Genomic DNA, 15,178 nt, shown 5'->3' on the forward strand with positions numbered 1-15,178 from the left:
CAGTTCTTTTTCAGGCAAATGTTGCAAAGATCTACAAACCCGCCACTTTTACCGCTAGTCTGCGGACATCTGCAATGCCGACAACAGCCTTCTACAAGAGCCCGGCGATGACTGATCTGTCCCGAATCCAAGGGCCCGCCAGTGCGGTAATCCCGACCCTGGAAGGCCGCTTCTACAGGCCTCCTCTACCCGACGGCTACGTGCTGCGCCCGCGGCTGTGTGAACGGCTGAGCGAAGGCCTGGAAGGGCGGTTGCTGCTGGTCAGCGCACCGGCCGGGTTCGGCAAAAGTTCGTTGGCGGTGGAATTCTGCCAGGGCCTGCCGGCTCACTGGCAAAGCTTGTGGCTGGGCCTGAGCCCTCGGGACAACGAGCCCGGGCGTTTTCTTGAGCGTCTGCTCGAAGGGTTGCAGCACTACTTCCCGGCACTCGGCACCCAATCCCTGGGCCTGCTGAAAATGCGCCAGCGGCACCAACCCTTTGCATTTGAAGAATGGCTCGATGGTCTGCTCGATGAGCTGACCGTGCACCTGTCGACCCGTGCGCCTTTATTGCTGGTGCTGGATGACTACCATCTGGCCCAGGGACCGGTGCTGGACCGTTGCCTGCAATTTTTCCTCAACCATTTGCCCGAGGGCCTGGTGCTGCTGGTCACAAGCCGCCAGCGCCCGGACTGGCATCTGGCGCGCTTGCGGTTGTCACGGCATTTGCTGGAGTTGCACGAGCAAGACCTGCGCCTGACCCATGCCGAATCCCAGGCCTTGCTGGATCGCCACAGCAATTCCTTGAGTGGTGAAGCCCTCGACAACCTCATCCGCCGCAGCGAAGGCTGGGTGGCCGGCCTGCGCTTTTGGTTGCTGGCGGCCTCCGAAGCCGGCAACGAGGACGCCCTGCCGCAAAGCCTGCACGGTGGGGAAGGGCTGATTCGCGACTACCTGCTGGAAGAAGTGATCGACTGCCTGCCACCCGAAGTGCAAGCGTTCCTGTTCGACACCGCGCCCCTGGACCGTTTTTGCAGCGAGTTGTGCGATGCCGTGCGCGAAGCTCATGACAGCGCCGAGATCCTGCGTTACCTGCAAGCCCACCAGGTGTTCCTGGTGCCCTTGGACGAACAGGGGCACTGGTACCGTTATCACCATTTGTTCTCCGACCTGCTGCGCACCCGCCGCGCGAGCAGCAATGTATTGCCGGCCGCCAGCCTTCACCTGCGCGCGTGCCGTTGGTTCAACGCCCAGGGCTTGATCGACGAGGCGGTGGAGCAAGCATTGCGCGCCGGGCACCTCGACGTGGCGGCCAACCTGGTGCAGAACCTGTCCGAAGAACAACTGCTGGCCGAGCAGAATGTCGGCATGTTGCTGCGCTGGAAAATGGACTTGCCCGACAGCCTGCTGATCAGCACGCCGCGTCTGATTGTGCTGTACAGCTGGGCATTGGGGTTGGCCTGCCAGTTGGATGCGGCGGAGGAGTTATCCGCGTACCTCAGTCGCTTCCTGCCGGCGCCCTCGGCCACTGCACAGCGTTCGATGCTGGCCCAGTGGTTGGCGCTGAGCGGGATTATCGCCCGCGGCCGAGGTGAGCGTGAGTTGACTCAGCGCTATTGCAGCGAGGCGTTGGAAAGCCTGCCGCAACGGCGTTACGGCCAGCGCCTGGTGTGCCTGTCGACCCTGTCCAACCTGGCCATCGCCGATGGCGATTTGTGGCGCGCCCGTGGCCTGAACCGTGAATCCCTGGAACTGGCTCAGCGCGTCGGCAACCCATTGTTCGAAGCCCTGGCCCATTACGACCGTGCACGGGTGCTACAGGCCCGTGGCGAAATCCTGCGCGCCCTCGATGAGGTGCGCCAGGGCCAGCAGCGCCTGCACGGCCTGGCACCGCAGCGACTGTATGCGGTGCGTGCGCGGCTGTCGCTCTACGAAGGCTACTTGCTGTTGGTGCGTAACCAGTCCGAAGCCGGCATCGCCCACTTGCGCGCGGGCCTGGCCGAGGCGCGGGCCTGTCGCGATATCAGCGTGCTGATCGGCCATTGCGTGATCGCCAGCTTCGAAGGGCGGCGCCATGACTTTCCCAAAGCCTTCGCCGAACTCGCCGAAGCCGAGCGTTTGATGCATATCTGGGATGTGCCGCCGATCTACTACCTGGCGATGATTACCCTGATCAAATGCGAACTGTGGCTGGCCCAAGGCCGCACCGACCTGGCGGATGCCTGGCTGACGCGGCTGGGCCAGACCTACAACGGCGAAAAAGCCGCCGCTGCACCGGAATTCCACCCGCACCTGCCGCAACATATCGGGCTGCAACAAGCCGCCCTCGATGCCGTGCGCCATCAGCCCCAGGCGGCGCTGGAGCGGCTTGAAGAATTGGCGCAACAGGCCCGCAACAGCGGGCGCCAGATGATTGCTCTGATGGCGCTGACCCTGCAGGCCGAGTTGCTGCTCGAGTGCGGTCAGGAAGCCAGGGCGCGGCTGGTGCTGGCCCAGGCGTTTGAGGCGGGCGCCGGGGGCGCGTTACAGCCGTTCCAGCGCTTGTTGGACGGGTATCCGGACTGGATGCGCGAGCAATTGGGCAAAGACCCGCAAGGTCCGCTGCACCAGAGCCTGCTCGCGCTTCTCCCGGCGGTTGTGGCGCCCGAGGTCACGACCAGCCACGAAACCCTGAGCACGCGCGAGCTGGCGGTCTTGCAACTGATCGCCCAAGGTTGCTCTAATCAGGAGATCAGCAACCAGCTGTTTATCTCCCTGCACACCGTCAAGACCCACGCCAGCCACATCAACAGCAAGCTTGGGGTGGAGCGGCGCACCCAGGCCGTGGCGCGAGCCAAGGCGATGGGCTTGCTGGCGTAAGTGCTGGGCGGTTTACGGTGCCGTCGGGCACTGGCCGGTTGACCTGTCGACCGCCTGCCTGACCTGCGCGGCAAAGCGCTTGATATTGTTTTGATGGGCGAGCACCACGTCGTCGATGCTCGGCCCGGCGGGCGACTGCAATGTGGTCCGGCAGGTCAGCGGCGGGCGCTCGGTGCCACCGGCCGGGCGTAGGCGCCATTTGACGTCGAGCAGCGCGTATTGGCCGGGTACGGAGTCAAAGCGCTGTACTTCAAGACGCAGCAACATAGATTGCCGAGGGTTGCTGTTGGCCAGTTGGTCCACCAGCGCACTCCTCAACTCATCCGCGAGGCTCGCGGCCCACCACTGGGTTTCCAGGATCGCCACGCCACTGTCGCCCTGGCGGATCACAATCTGCGGTCGGTCGACCTGGGGTGGAACGGTGATGCTTTCAATCCGGAGGGTGCCTGCGTCGGCTCCAGTGGCCGTATTCCAGTGCGCCGGGGTCAGCGTATGAAAGGTAATCGGAGTACTGCTGCACGCCGCCAGCAACATGAACATGCCGATCAAGGTGATTTTCAACGGAAACGTCATGGCGCTTGCTCCAGGGGTCATTTGCGCGGAGGTCCTTGTAGGTCCAGGGGCGCGGCGTTGTCGGGGCGACCGCGGATCAGCGATTCCGGGTGACGGCCCAGGTAGTCCGACAGTTCGCGCAGCGAGCGCGACATACGCCCCAGTTCATCCAGGGTCTGGGTCAGCTGCTCGCGCTGCGGTGAATCCTCGGCCAGGGTCGAGCTGGCCGATTGCAGCGTCTTGCTCACGTCAGCCAGGGTGTTCTGAACGCCGGGCAGGGTTTTGGCGTTGAATTGGGTCAGGCCTTTGCGCAGCTCGACCAGGTTGCTGTCGAGGTTACCGGCAATGCGTTCGATCGGCAGTTGGTTGATCTTGTTGACGATGCTCTCGAGTTTTTCCTGCAACTGCTCCAGGTTGCCGGGAATGGTTGGAATGCTGACGGGGCGCAGGCTAGGGTCAAATTTGACCTTCTCGGCTTTCGGGTAGAAGTCCAGCGCGATGTATAACTGGCCGGTCAGCAAGTTGCCACTGCGTGCCTGGGCGCGTAGGCCATTTTCGATGAACGAACCGATCAGACGTACGCCTGCGGCCTCGTCGTTGGGATTATGGTTCATGACCTTGAGCAGCTTGGTGTGGGCCTGCCCGAGCAACTGTGGATAGATCACGATGCCGACGTTGAGTGGGAAGCTGCGTTTATTGGCATCGAAGTCCAGGTTGATCGACACCACTTTGCCAAACTCGACACCGAGGAATTCCACCGGCGCACCGACCTTGAGCCCGCGCAAAGCCTGGTCGAATCGCAGGACCATGTATTGGCCCTCGCCGCTGGGTGGGGCGAGGGCGCTGTCTTGATCGTCGAAGAGCTCAAAGGTACGTGCTTCGTCGGCCGGTTTGTCGTTCGGGCTGTACGGCGGCGCCCGAAAGGCGATGCCACCGACCAGCATGGACGAGAGCGATTCGGTCTTCAGCGCAAAGCCATTGGCGCCCACGCTCAGGTCAACCCCGCTGGCATTCCAGAAACGCGTGTTTTCGGTGACATAGGCATCATTGGGCGCATGCACGAACACCTCGACATTGACACCCTTGCCTTCGGCATCCAGCTCGTAGGCCACCACCTGGCCGACCTCGATTTTGCGGTAGTACACCGGTGAGCCGATATCCAGCGAACCAAGGGTCTGCGTGTGCAGCGTGAAACGCTTGCCCGGTTCGCCGTAGGTGATGGGCGGCGGGTTTTCCAGGCCTTTGAACTGCTTGGCACGTGTCTCCGATTGGCCGATGTCGGCACCGATGTAGTCGCCGGAGAGCAGGGTGTCGATGCCGGATACACCGCCGGCGCCGATACGCGGGCGCACCACCCAGAACTGCGAGTCGGCGCGGGTGAAGCTTTCGGCCTGCTTGGCCAGTTGAACGGTGGCGTTGACGCTTTTCTGGTCGTCACTCAAGGCGACGTCGGTCACCTGGCCGATCACCACGTTGCGGTACTTGACCTCGGTTTTATTCGCGGTCAAACCGCTGCCGGTCTTGAAATTGAGGGTGATGGTCGGGCCCTGCTGGAGGACGCTGTGTACCACCAGCGAAATCCCCACCAGCACCGCGACGATCGGCACGATCCACACCAGCGAAACGCTGAAGCGCCGTGTCTTGATCGCAGGCGATCCTGGGGGTTGCGGGGTGTCAGTGGGATGTGACGTCATCCGCGGTCTCCTTGTTGTGTGGGGTTTCCCAGATCAGCCTCGGATCGAAGCTCATGGCGGCCAGCATGGTAAACACCACCACCAGGCCGAAAAACAGGATGCCCAGGCGCGGCTCGATGGTGCCCAGGGCCTGGAACTTCACCAGTGCGGCCACCAGCGCAACCACGATGACATCCAGCATGGACCAGTAACCAATCAGTTCGACGAAGCGGAACAGCTTCGAACGTTCCTTGCGTGCCCAAAGGCTATTGCGCTGCACGGTGACCAGCAGCAGGGTCAGGGACACAAACTTGATGCCGGGCACTGCGATGCTGGCGATGAAAATAATCAGCGCAATGTCCCACGCGCCATGCTGCCAGAACTCCAGCACCCCGCTCATGATGGTGCTGTCCGCCCCTGAGCCGAGCATGGTGGTGTTCATCACCGGCAGGAGGTTGGCGGGCACATAGAACGCCAGCGCGGTGAGCATGTAGGCCCAGGTGCGTGTCAGGGAACTGACCTTGCGCCGGTGCAGGGGCGCGCCGCAGCGCTCGCATTCGGTCGGCCCGGCGCGCATGTCGCAGGACAATCCGCAGCTGTGACAGAGGCACAGATCGAGCTCACTGGCCGTGGGTGGTGTGTTCATACGGTGTCCCATAGGTCGCGCACATCACGTCCGGCAATGCGGATCAGCAACAGGCTGAGCACGGCCAGGGCAAACAGGCCGGTGCCGGGTATCACATCAAGCATGCCGGCCAGCTTGAACACCGCCACCATCGCCCCGAGCAGGCACACCTCCAGCATGCTCCAGGGCCGGAGCGCCTCCAGCCAACGCATGCACAGCCGGAACGCCGGTGAGCGCTTGCCCGCGAGGGCGAAACTCAAGACCCACGTCAACAGCAGCAACTGGAACACGGGCGCGATGATGATGGAAATGGCCGCCACCAGCGCGATAAAGGTGATCGGCCCCAGGCTCAGCGCTACTACCGAATCCCATAGCGTGGCGCTGCTTTTCAGGCCTTGCAGGCTGATACTCATCACGGGATAGAAATTGGCGAAAGTCCACAGCACCGCAGCCGTCAGCGTCAGGGCGAGGCGCTGTTGCACCGACAGGCCGTTGTAGCGCTGGAGTACGCCGGCGCACCGTATGCAGTGGGCTTTTTGATGTCTGGCGAGCGTGACTTTTTCGTAAACACAGTCGCAGTGCTCGCAGATGATCAGTTGATTCGCCATGGAGATCGCTCCAACGCGGCACGGTGGCGGGGGGCTGGGTTGTTTTTCGATGGTGTGGGCAAGCTTAGCAGTCGCTGCTCTTCAGGTCTGGCACCTCGTCAACCATACTGTGCGGAATATGCCATAGAGCCCGCAGGAGCACCGATGAATATTGAAAAAGCCGCGCTGATCCGCGAAACCTTCCCGGTCGGCCCGTTGCAGTGCAACTGCACGATCTTTGGCGACCCCATCACCAAAAAGGCCATCGTGGTCGACCCGGGTGGCAATCATGAATTGATCCTGGCACGTCTCGATGCACTGGGCCTGAAAGTGGTGAGCATCATCCACACCCATGCCCATCTCGATCACTTCCTGGCCTCGGGGCAATTGAAGGAAAAGACCGGTGCCACCCTGCACCTGCACAAGGAAGACCAGTTTCTCTGGGACAACCTGGAGATGCAGTGCCAGATGTTTGGTGTGCCCTACACCCCGGTGCCGTCGCCGGATCGCTGGCTGGCCGATGATGAAGAGTTGGCCTGTGGGTGCGGTGTGGCGCTGCATACACCGGGGCACACGCCAGGCTCGATGAGCTTCTGGTTTGCCGATGCCAAGCTGCTGATTGCCGGGGACACGCTGTTTCGGCGCGGGGTAGGGCGTACGGATTTGTGGGGCGGGGACCAGGCGACGATCGTGCGTTCGATCAAGCAACGGCTCTACACGCTGGATGAAGGCGCGACGGTGGTGACCGGTCATGGCCCGGACACGCGCCTGGGTGACGAAATGCGTGAGAACCCGTTTGTTCGGGCGTGAAGCAATGGTTCAAACGGCAATCCGCTGTAGCAAAAACACAGGCCGCGTTCAGCATGTGTCTGCTACGGTTTCTGTAGCAACGCAAGTCCCGAATGTTTTGTTACAGCTCGGGGCGTGTACACGGAATTTTTACCGTTTGTCGCGTTCCAAACTCGGCACGGGTCCATTGCCAATGTCCTTTGCACCACAGAATGCAAAAAGTAGGAGCTCCCTTCATGTTCACTCCGCGTCGTCTGCTTGTTGTCGCTACCGCCGTAGCCTTGTTGTCCGGCTGCGCTTCACCTAATCCTTATGACGGCAGCAGCCAGGGACAGGCGAATAATGAATCCAGCGGTATGAGCAAGACCGCCAAATACGGTGGTTTGGGTGCCCTGGCCGGTGCATTGGCGGGGGCTGCCATCGACCATAACAACCGTGGCAAGGGCGCGCTCATTGGCGCAGTGGTTGCGGGTGCCGGCGCCGCGGGCTATGGCTACTACGCCGACCAGCAGGAAAAGAAACTGCGCGAAAGCATGGCCAATACCGGGGTTGAAGTTCAGCGCCAGGGCGACCAGATCAAGCTGATCATGCCGGGTAACATCACCTTCGCCACCAACTCGGACGCGATCTCCAGCAGCTTTTACCAGCCGCTGAACAACTTGGCCAACTCCCTCAAGCAGTTCAACCAGAACACCATCCAGATCGTGGGTTACACCGATAGCACCGGCAGCCGCCAACTGAATATGGACCTGTCCCAGCGCCGTGCCCAGAGCGTGGCCAACTACCTGACTTCCCAAGGCGTCAACGGTGCGAACCTCAGCGCACGCGGTGCCGGCCCGGATAACCCGATTGCCAGCAACGCCGACGTCAATGGCCGTGCCCAGAACCGTCGGGTAGAAGTGAACCTCGGTCCGATCCCGGGCCAGCAGTACGGTCAGCCAGGTGCCCAGCAGCAGGCACCGCAACAGAACAACCAATTCCAGGGCAACCCGTACTCGCAGTATCAGTAAACAACCGCTAGTAAAAAGGGCGCCGTGCAGTCAATGCACGGCGCCCTTTTTGTGGCTGGATATTTACAGGCGGAAACGGCTGACGAGGGTGTTGAACGAGGTTGCCAGGTTCGACAGTTCTTGGGTCGATGCATTGGTCTGGTGAGCGCCCGCCGCCGTTTGAGTCGACAGGTCCTGGATGTTCACCAAGTTGCGGTCGACTTCCCGTGCAACGTGGGCCTGTTCTTCCGAAGCGGTTGCGATTACCAGGTTGCGTTCGTTGATCTGGGAAATGCCATCAGCGATCAGTTCCAATGCTTGGCCGGTGGATTGGGCGAGGGCCTGGGTGTCGTTGACCAACGCCTGGCTTTTGCCCATGGCCCCCACGGCCTGGTCGGCGCTGGCTTGTACCGTGTTGATCATGCCTTCGATTTCACCGGTCGAGGCCTGAGTGCGGGCGGCGAGGGCGCGTACTTCGTCGGCGACCACCGCAAAACCACGTCCCTGCTCACCGGCCCTGGCGGCCTCGATAGCGGCATTGAGTGCCAGCAGGTTGGTCTGCTCGGCAATGCCGCGAATCACATCCAGCACCTTTCCGATATCGCGTACCTGGCTGGCCAGGTCCTTGACCATGGTGGTCGAGGTATCGATCTCGGTGGTGGCGTGATTGATCGCGGTGACAGCCTTGCGCGCCTGGTCGCGGCCGTTGGTGGCTTGCTCGCTGGTCGTGTGTGAGGCCTCGGATGTGGATACCGCATTGCGCGCCACTTCTTCTACCGCCGATGTCATCTCGGTCACCGCCGTTGCGGCTTGCTGAATCTCGTCGTTCTGGCGAATCAGACTGCGGCTGCCATTGTCGGTGACCGCTGTCAGTTCTTCCGCCGCTGACGCCAGTTGATCCGAGGCGCTGGCGATTTGCTGGATCGTTCGTTTCAAGCTCGCTTGCATATCCCCCAAGGCGCTCAGCAGTTGGCCGGTTTCATCGCGACCGCTGCTGACGATGGCTTGAGTCAGGTCGCCATCGGCAATGCGTCGTGCGCTGGTCACGGCAGTAGCGATCGGGCGGCTGATCAGGCGGCTGATAAACAGGCCCAAGACAATCGCTGCAATAAACGCCAGGGCAATGCCCGAATACAGGGTATTCCTGGCCGAAGATTCCTGCACTGTGGCGTCTGCCGCACTTTCGGCAACCTGGCGGTCGTTGGCGTCAACAATGATGGTCTGCTCATCCATCACAACGCGATAGGCCTTTTGCAGGTCGCCGAACAATAGCGTCCGGGCTTTATCCAGTTCATGCGCGTTCAGCAGGGCGAGGTACTGCTGCACCATGGCCTGGTACGCAGGCCAGTCGCGCTCCATTTTATCACCAGCCACGCGCTCCTCGTCGCCCATGGGGCGCTGGCGGTACACGGCAAATGCCTTCTCGCTGGCCTGCCGGTTTGCAATCATCGAGGCTATGAATTCGTCTTTTACACCCTGGGGCGCGTCGCTGGCGTAAGCCACATACAAGCGATACAAATCACGGCTTTGCCCTACAGCCTTGACCTTGTTTTGAGCGGTGTTGGTGATCGATACCAGATTGTTGTTGAACACCGACTTCAGGCTTTTCGACAGGGCAGACACCCCTCGGCTTCCCAGTACGCCTACGCCCAGGGTGATCAGGGCGCAGAGTGAGAATGATGTGATTAGTTTGGTCGAGAGTTTTGCGTCGTTAAGCCAGCTCATCGGTTCCCCTGGAATGATTGATTCATCAACGAAGTGAGCACCGGCACCCCCTTCGGGTGGCGGCAGTTGTCGTACTTCTATCGACAGCTTCAGCCAAGACTGAAGATTTCCTAAAGGTGTCGGGGCGTGAAATGGCTCTAAAACGGGGTCTTTGCGGGATTTTTGGCGGGTTTTCAGCTGGAAAGGAGGCTATTTATCAAATTAAACATGATTTTTAAAAAATGATTAAAGTCTATAAAAATCAATTAGATAAAATTATTTAAAGGCAATTTTAACGGCGCTAAAAACGAGGGATAACAGCACAAACGTTCAAGCATCGCCGGAATTTACAGAAATTCGTCTATTTTCTTCAAAAATCTTATTAATGTAAGCGTCGCCAATACAGGAAGCAGGCTGAAAGCCTTGTTATAGAGGCTTTTACGGAGGCCGCAGATTGATGGCATTTCGCCCACTTGGTTGTTGCCAAATGTTGCGAGCCGTGAAATATTCGCGCTTTCTTGTCATATGACGTCCGATAACATCATGAATAATTCGATCAGTCTCCGTGTCGTGTGGGTCATCGAAAATCATGAATGCAGTTGCCTGGGGTAAACAGACATGCCACGTAAAACGGGTAGGGAAAAAGGCATGACGCATGCCTTGGCGGGCGTACTCGCGCTCGTTGTGTGCATGGGCGGCAGCGCTAAGGGCGAGGTGCTGGATGCCACTGTATCGCCAGGAAAGCGCCTGGCTGTCGCTGCGGACTGCGTGGCGTGTCATACCGCGTCCGGGGGCCAACCGTTTGCGGGCGGCTACCCGCTCAGCTCGCCGATGGGGGTCATTTATTCGACCAATATTACCCCGTCCAAATCTGCGGGTATCGGTGGCTATACCGTTGAACAATTTGCCCGCGCGGTCAGGGACGGTGTAACGCCGGATGGCACTCATCTGTATCCGGCCATGCCCTACACCTCCTATGCAAAGATGACCGACTCCGACGTGGCGGATCTCTACCACTACTTCATGCACGAAGTGCAGCCTGTCGACGCCACGACAAAGAAGACCGACCTGGACTTCCCGTTCAACATCCGAGCCTCGATGCTCGGTTGGAACGCTTTGTTTCATAGTCAGAAGCGCTTCACCCCCGACCCTGGCAAATCCGCCGAAGTGAACCGCGGCGACTACCTGGTCAATGCCCTGGCCCACTGCGACACTTGCCACACTCCGCGTAACGTACTGATGGCCGCCGATAACAGCAAGCCACTCGCCGGCGGCGCGTTGGGCAGTTGGTACGCGCCCAATATCACCTCAGATAAAACCAGCGGTATCGGCGCGTGGTCCACCGATGAGCTGGTGGCGTACCTGCGTACCGGTCATGTTGAGGGCAAGGCGCAGGCCGCCGGGCCGATGGCCGAAGCTGTCGAGCACAGCCTGCAACATCTGGACGATGTTGACCTCAAGGCCATTGCGGCTTACCTGCTGCAAACCCAGCCGATCAGTACTGGCGAGACCAAGGCGCGCCACGCGTTCGGCCAGGCTTCCGCTGATGAGTTGACCCTGCGCGGTGGCAAGCCCGAAGACAACCCCGGTTGGCACATTTTCAGCGGCACCTGCGCCAACTGCCATCAGGCCAATGGCCAGGGTACCCGTGAGTACCCGTCGCTTTTCCACAACACTGCCACCAGCCGCAGCGACAACCTCGTCGCCGCGATCGTGTACGGCGTGCATCGTGAAGTCGACGGTGTGGTTGTCGAAATGCCAGCATTCGGCCCGGATGCACTGTTCACCGACCGTCTCAATGACCAGCAGATTGCCGACGTAAGCAACTACGTGCTTTCCCGTTACGGCAATGACGCGTTGAAAGTGACCGCAGCCGATGTTGCCCAAATTCGTGAGGGTGGGCCCAAGGCACCGTTGGCGGTAATGGCGAAGTTCACCATCCCAGCCATCATCTTGGCCTGCATCCTGATTGCCTTGGTGGTGGTCGTTATGGTCCGTCGTCGAAGCCGAGAGGTTTGAATTATGGATTCATCAATAAATGCACTTGCACTTTCGCGTCGCAGTTTGCTACGTGGTTCTATCACGCTGGGACTGACCGCCCTGGTCAGCGGTCTGGTGCCCTGGCAATCGGCCGCGGCGGCTGCGCAGTCGGGCACAGACTTTGCTGGCTTGTCACAATTTTTGGTCAGTCGCCCGGTCAGCCCGGTTCTGGCTGCACGCTACTACGCGGCCCTGGAAAAGCGCGCACCGAACTTCTCGACCAACGTGATCGCCCTCAAACAGTTGATCGCCGAGCGCGGCCTCAAGCATGTCGATGACTACCTGCTTCTGGCCGATGCCGATCCCTCGTTGAAGGCCACAGCCACCAGCATCATTTCCGCCTGGTACTTGGGCATCGTCGGTGAGCCGGCCGACGCCGAACTCATCAGTTACAGCAATGCACTGATGTACCGGCCAACTCACGGCACTCTCATCATCCCCACTTACGGTGGTGGCCCTGATTCATGGGGCTCTAAACCTAAGGCGCCACAGGATTTCAAACTATGAGCAACGCTGATTTCGATGCCGACGTAGTCATCATCGGCTCCGGTGTCATGGGGGGGCTGATTGCTACTGGCCTGGCCAAGGCGAACAAATCGGTGATCGTTCTTGAGGCTGGCCCTCGGGTCAACCGCCGCGATGTGGTGGAAACCTTCCGCAATGCGCCTGTCAAGCTGTCGCTGGCCAACGCGAAATTGCAGGGTGCCGGTTCGCCGTATCCCAGCCTGCCCCATGCGCCGTCGACCTATGGCGACTACTTGCAGCAGGTCGGCCCGGTCAAATACAACACCTCCTACTTACGTGTAGTCGGGGGTACCACCTGGCACTTCGGCTCATCGTTGTGGCGCATGTTGCCGAATGATTTTCGCTTGAAGTCGTTGTATGGTCGTGGCCGTGACTGGCCAATCAGCTACGACGAGCTTGAGCCGTTCTATGCCCGTGCCGAAACCGAGCTGGGGGTCTCCGGCGTCGATGGCCAGGATGAAAGCGGGCAGGGCGGTGAGGCTTATCCGCCGCGTTCGATCCCATACCCGATGGAAGGGCTCAAGCCCAGCTATATGTTTACCCGACTTTCGGAAATGCTTGGCAAGGGCGGCTATAACCCGATCCTTGAGCCCAACGGCCGCGCCACCCGCCCGTATGGCAAGCGCCCGCCGTGCGCCGGCAATAACAACTGCAACCCGGTGTGCCCGATTGCCGCCAAGTATGATGGTTCGATGCACATCGATGAGGCTGAACGCCATGGTGCCAAAGTCCTGGAGAACTCGGTGGTGTACAAAATCGAGGCAGGGGATGACGGCAAGATTACCGCTGTCTGGTACATGCGCCCAGACAAGTCGACCCACAAGCTGACTGCGCGCTATTTTGTGCTGGCCGCGTATGGCATCGAGTCGCCGAAGTTGCTGCTGATGTCGACCTCCGAGCGATACCCTAACGGCATTGCCAACTCGTCCGATCAAGTGGGCCGAAACCTGATGGACCATACCGGCATCAGCATGAATGTCATGACCAAGGAAGATATGTGGCCGGGAGAAGGGCCCACGCAATTGCTGGTATACCTGAACAGTCGCGACGGTGCGTTTCGCAAGGACTACCCTGGCTACAAGATCAAGGTGCGCAACACCGTCCCTACGTCGCAAATCACTTCTAACCTGATCGCCAAGGGCGTGCTGGGTTCCAAGCTGGATGAGCAGATTCGTCTGCAGTCGGCTCGGTCGCTCAACTGGGCGGTGGATTTCGAAACCCTGCCGCTGCCGGAAAACCGCGTAACACCAAGTAAAACCAAGTTCGATGCCATCGGCTTGCCGGTGCCTGAGATCTATTACAGCGTTCCTGACTACTGGCATGCGGGTAAAGAGAAAGCACTGGAGGACTTCAAGCGGTTCGCCAAGCTGCTGGATGCGGACATCCTCAGCACGGATGTCGGTTTCCAGAACCGTCAGCACATCATGGGCACGACGATCATGGGTGATGACCCCAAGGATTCGGTGGTGGACCGTGATTGCCGCAGCCATGACCACGCAAACCTGTTCATTGCGGGTACGAGCGTGATGCCGTCGTCGTCCTGCGTGAACCCGACGCTGACCGGCGCTGCCTTGAGTATTCGTATCGCCGACGTACTGGTGAGTGAAGTTTGAGTCACCAGGCAGCTCGATAAAAAAAGCCCCCTGACGCCAATAGCGCAGGGGGCTTCTTTGTACGGCCTTACATTAGTCGATGTATTCGAACACCTTCACGATCTTCTGCACGCCGGACACGCCCTGCACCAGGTTGGCTGCGCGCGTGGCTTCCGCCTGGGTCAGCAGGCCCATCAGGTAGACGATGCCGTTATCGGTAACGACTTTGATCCGCGAGCCGGGAATCGCGTTGTCGGTCAGCATCTGCGCCTTGATCTTGGTAGTCAGCAGGGCGTCGTTGCTGATGGCCAACAGGGTGATCGGGTCCATCACCTGCAATTCGTTGTGGACCTTCTTGACTCGTTGTACGGCCGAGGCGGCTTGTTCGGCCTGGGCTTTGAGGTCGGCGCGTGGCGTTTGGCCTGCGAGCAGTACCACGCCGTTGAAGCTGGTCACGACGATGCGTGAAGCACCGTTGCCCAGGTCCGTGGCGGCTTTGGCAATGTTGACTTCGACCTTGGTTTCGATCAGCGAGTCGTCAATCTTGCTGCCGAAGGTGCGGGTGCCCTTGTCATCCTGAATAGGGGTGTCACGTGTCGCAGTGATTGCCGTGCTGCAGCCGCTGATGCCGAGGCACAACGTAATGGCCAAAAGGCCGAGGCGGTTAACGGTCATTCTTCACTCCCAAACAGTTGGCTGTCGATCAGATCGCACAGGCAGTGGATCGCCAGCAGGTGGACTTCCTGAATACGTGCGGTGACATTGGCCGGGACGCGAATCTCTACATCTTCGGGCAGCAGCAGCGAGGCCATGCCGCCGCCGTCGCGTCCGGTCAATGCTACGACAATCATTTCGCGATCATGTGCGGCCTGGATCGCTTGAATAATATTCGCCGAGTTGCCGCTGGTGGAAATCGCCAGCAGCACATCGCCTGGTTGGCCCAGGGCGCGGATCTGCTTGGAGAAAATTTCGTTGTAGCTGTAGTCGTTGGCGATCGAGGTGATCGTCGACGAATCGGTGGTCAAGGCGATGGCCGGCAGGCTCGGGCGCTCGCGCTCGAAGCGGTTGAGCAGCTCCGACGAAAAATGCTGGGCATCGCCGGCCGAACCGCCGTTGCCGCACGAAAGCATTTTGCCCTCGTTGAGCAAGGCATTGACCATGACCTGACTGGCTTGCTCGATGTGCGGTGCAAGTACGTCCATCGCCTGTTGCTTGGTGTCGATGCTGGCCTGGAAAAGCTGGCGAATTCGGGATTGCATGTCCAT

The 15,178-nt window shown here is 60.0% G+C and carries 13 protein-coding genes; 6 read left to right on the plus strand and 7 right to left on the minus strand.

The features are described 5' to 3' along the window. The first annotated feature begins 107 nt into the window (after positions 1-107). Positions 108-2,837 carry a LuxR C-terminal-related transcriptional regulator gene (locus ACHPFG_RS05580; protein ID WP_431701785.1) on the plus strand — a complete coding sequence of 910 codons (2,730 nt, stop codon included), beginning with the start codon at positions 108-110 and terminating at the stop codon, positions 2,835-2,837. Positions 2,838-2,849: 12 nt separating this feature from the next. Here the strand turns inward: ACHPFG_RS05580 and ACHPFG_RS05585 are convergent, their stop codons facing one another. Genes ACHPFG_RS05585 through ACHPFG_RS05600 form a run of 4 tightly spaced genes read right to left on the minus strand, consistent with a single transcriptional unit; the run spans position 2,850 to position 6,295 of the window. Next, positions 2,850-3,410, minus strand: coding sequence for a PqiC family protein (locus ACHPFG_RS05585; RefSeq protein WP_431701786.1), 561 nt, complete (start codon positions 3,408-3,410; stop codon positions 2,850-2,852). 17 nt (positions 3,411-3,427) lie between these two features. Next, entirely contained in the window at positions 3,428-5,083 is a 1,656-nt protein-coding gene (locus ACHPFG_RS05590; RefSeq protein WP_431701787.1) for an intermembrane transport protein PqiB, read from the minus strand. Then, positions 5,064-5,708: a paraquat-inducible protein A gene (locus ACHPFG_RS05595; protein ID WP_431701788.1), complete on the minus strand. Its 645-nt coding sequence runs from the start codon at positions 5,706-5,708 to the stop codon at positions 5,064-5,066. The genes ACHPFG_RS05590 and ACHPFG_RS05595 overlap by 20 nt, the downstream gene beginning before the upstream one ends. Continuing rightward, a complete protein-coding gene (locus tag ACHPFG_RS05600) occupies positions 5,705-6,295 on the minus strand; it encodes a paraquat-inducible protein A (protein ID WP_131698390.1) in 591 nt (196 codons plus the stop codon). The genes ACHPFG_RS05595 and ACHPFG_RS05600 overlap by 4 nt, the downstream gene beginning before the upstream one ends. Positions 6,296-6,439: 144 nt before the next feature. On the opposite strand from ACHPFG_RS05600, the gene ACHPFG_RS05605 reads away from it, so the two are divergent. Both ACHPFG_RS05605 and ACHPFG_RS05610 read left to right on the plus strand, forming a co-directional pair. Then, entirely contained in the window at positions 6,440-7,084 is a 645-nt protein-coding gene (locus ACHPFG_RS05605) for an MBL fold metallo-hydrolase (RefSeq protein ID WP_431701789.1), read from the plus strand. A 215-nt stretch (positions 7,085-7,299) separates the two neighbouring features. After that, a complete protein-coding gene (locus ACHPFG_RS05610; RefSeq protein ID WP_431701790.1) occupies positions 7,300-8,073 on the plus strand; it encodes an OmpA family protein in 774 nt (257 codons plus the stop codon). Between the two features lie 63 nt (positions 8,074-8,136). Here the strand turns inward: ACHPFG_RS05610 and ACHPFG_RS05615 are convergent, their stop codons facing one another. Continuing rightward, positions 8,137-9,777, minus strand: coding sequence for a methyl-accepting chemotaxis protein (locus ACHPFG_RS05615; RefSeq protein ID WP_431701791.1), 1,641 nt, complete (start codon positions 9,775-9,777; stop codon positions 8,137-8,139). Positions 9,778-10,404: 627 nt separating this feature from the next. Here ACHPFG_RS05615 and ACHPFG_RS05620 point away from each other — a divergent pair. Genes ACHPFG_RS05620 through ACHPFG_RS05630 form a run of 3 tightly spaced genes read left to right on the plus strand, consistent with a single transcriptional unit; the run spans position 10,405 to position 13,934 of the window. Next, positions 10,405-11,775 (plus strand): cytochrome c, encoded by a 1,371-nt coding sequence (locus ACHPFG_RS05620; protein ID WP_431701792.1) that lies wholly within the window; start codon positions 10,405-10,407, stop codon positions 11,773-11,775. Positions 11,776-11,778: 3 nt separating this feature from the next. Beyond that, positions 11,779-12,303: a sugar dehydrogenase complex small subunit gene (locus tag ACHPFG_RS05625; RefSeq protein ID WP_431701793.1), complete on the plus strand. Its 525-nt coding sequence runs from the start codon at positions 11,779-11,781 to the stop codon at positions 12,301-12,303. After that, the gene (locus ACHPFG_RS05630; protein ID WP_431701794.1) at positions 12,300-13,934 is read left to right on the plus strand and encodes a GMC family oxidoreductase; all 1,635 of its coding nucleotides are present in this window, start codon (positions 12,300-12,302) and stop codon (positions 13,932-13,934) included. Before ACHPFG_RS05625 ends, ACHPFG_RS05630 begins: the two co-directional genes overlap by 4 nt. A 72-nt stretch (positions 13,935-14,006) precedes the next feature. Here the strand turns inward: ACHPFG_RS05630 and ACHPFG_RS05635 are convergent, their stop codons facing one another. Beyond that, positions 14,007-14,588 (minus strand): BON domain-containing protein, encoded by a 582-nt coding sequence (locus tag ACHPFG_RS05635; RefSeq protein ID WP_027604770.1) that lies wholly within the window; start codon positions 14,586-14,588, stop codon positions 14,007-14,009. After that, complete coding sequence (locus ACHPFG_RS05640) at positions 14,585-15,178, minus strand: phosphoheptose isomerase (protein WP_007904374.1); 594 nt, start codon at positions 15,176-15,178, stop codon at positions 14,585-14,587. Before ACHPFG_RS05640 ends, ACHPFG_RS05635 begins: the two co-directional genes overlap by 4 nt.

Source organism: Pseudomonas sp. BR20 (assembly GCF_050780135.1).
Classification (GTDB): domain Bacteria; phylum Pseudomonadota; class Gammaproteobacteria; order Pseudomonadales; family Pseudomonadaceae; genus Aquipseudomonas.

Coding starts and splice junctions, on each gene's coding strand:
- ACHPFG_RS05585 (WP_431701786.1), bottom strand. CDS start 3,410: ATGACGTTTCCGTTGAAAATCACCTTGATCGGCATGTTCATGTTGCTG.
- ACHPFG_RS05580 (WP_431701785.1), top strand. CDS start 108: ATGACTGATCTGTCCCGAATCCAAGGGCCCGCCAGTGCGGTAATCCCG.
- ACHPFG_RS05590 (WP_431701787.1), bottom strand. CDS start 5,083: ATGACGTCACATCCCACTGACACCCCGCAACCCCCAGGATCGCCTGCG.
- ACHPFG_RS05605 (WP_431701789.1), top strand. CDS start 6,440: ATGAATATTGAAAAAGCCGCGCTGATCCGCGAAACCTTCCCGGTCGGC.
- ACHPFG_RS05615 (WP_431701791.1), bottom strand. CDS start 9,777: ATGAGCTGGCTTAACGACGCAAAACTCTCGACCAAACTAATCACATCA.
- ACHPFG_RS05595 (WP_431701788.1), bottom strand. CDS start 5,708: ATGAACACACCACCCACGGCCAGTGAGCTCGATCTGTGCCTCTGTCAC.
- ACHPFG_RS05625 (WP_431701793.1), top strand. CDS start 11,779: ATGGATTCATCAATAAATGCACTTGCACTTTCGCGTCGCAGTTTGCTA.
- ACHPFG_RS05630 (WP_431701794.1), top strand. CDS start 12,300: ATGAGCAACGCTGATTTCGATGCCGACGTAGTCATCATCGGCTCCGGT.
- ACHPFG_RS05620 (WP_431701792.1), top strand. CDS start 10,405: ATGACGCATGCCTTGGCGGGCGTACTCGCGCTCGTTGTGTGCATGGGC.
- ACHPFG_RS05600 (WP_131698390.1), bottom strand. CDS start 6,295: ATGGCGAATCAACTGATCATCTGCGAGCACTGCGACTGTGTTTACGAA.
- ACHPFG_RS05640 (WP_007904374.1), bottom strand. CDS start 15,178: ATGGACATGCAATCCCGAATTCGCCAGCTTTTCCAGGCCAGCATCGAC.
- ACHPFG_RS05610 (WP_431701790.1), top strand. CDS start 7,300: ATGTTCACTCCGCGTCGTCTGCTTGTTGTCGCTACCGCCGTAGCCTTG.
- ACHPFG_RS05635 (WP_027604770.1), bottom strand. CDS start 14,588: ATGACCGTTAACCGCCTCGGCCTTTTGGCCATTACGTTGTGCCTCGGC.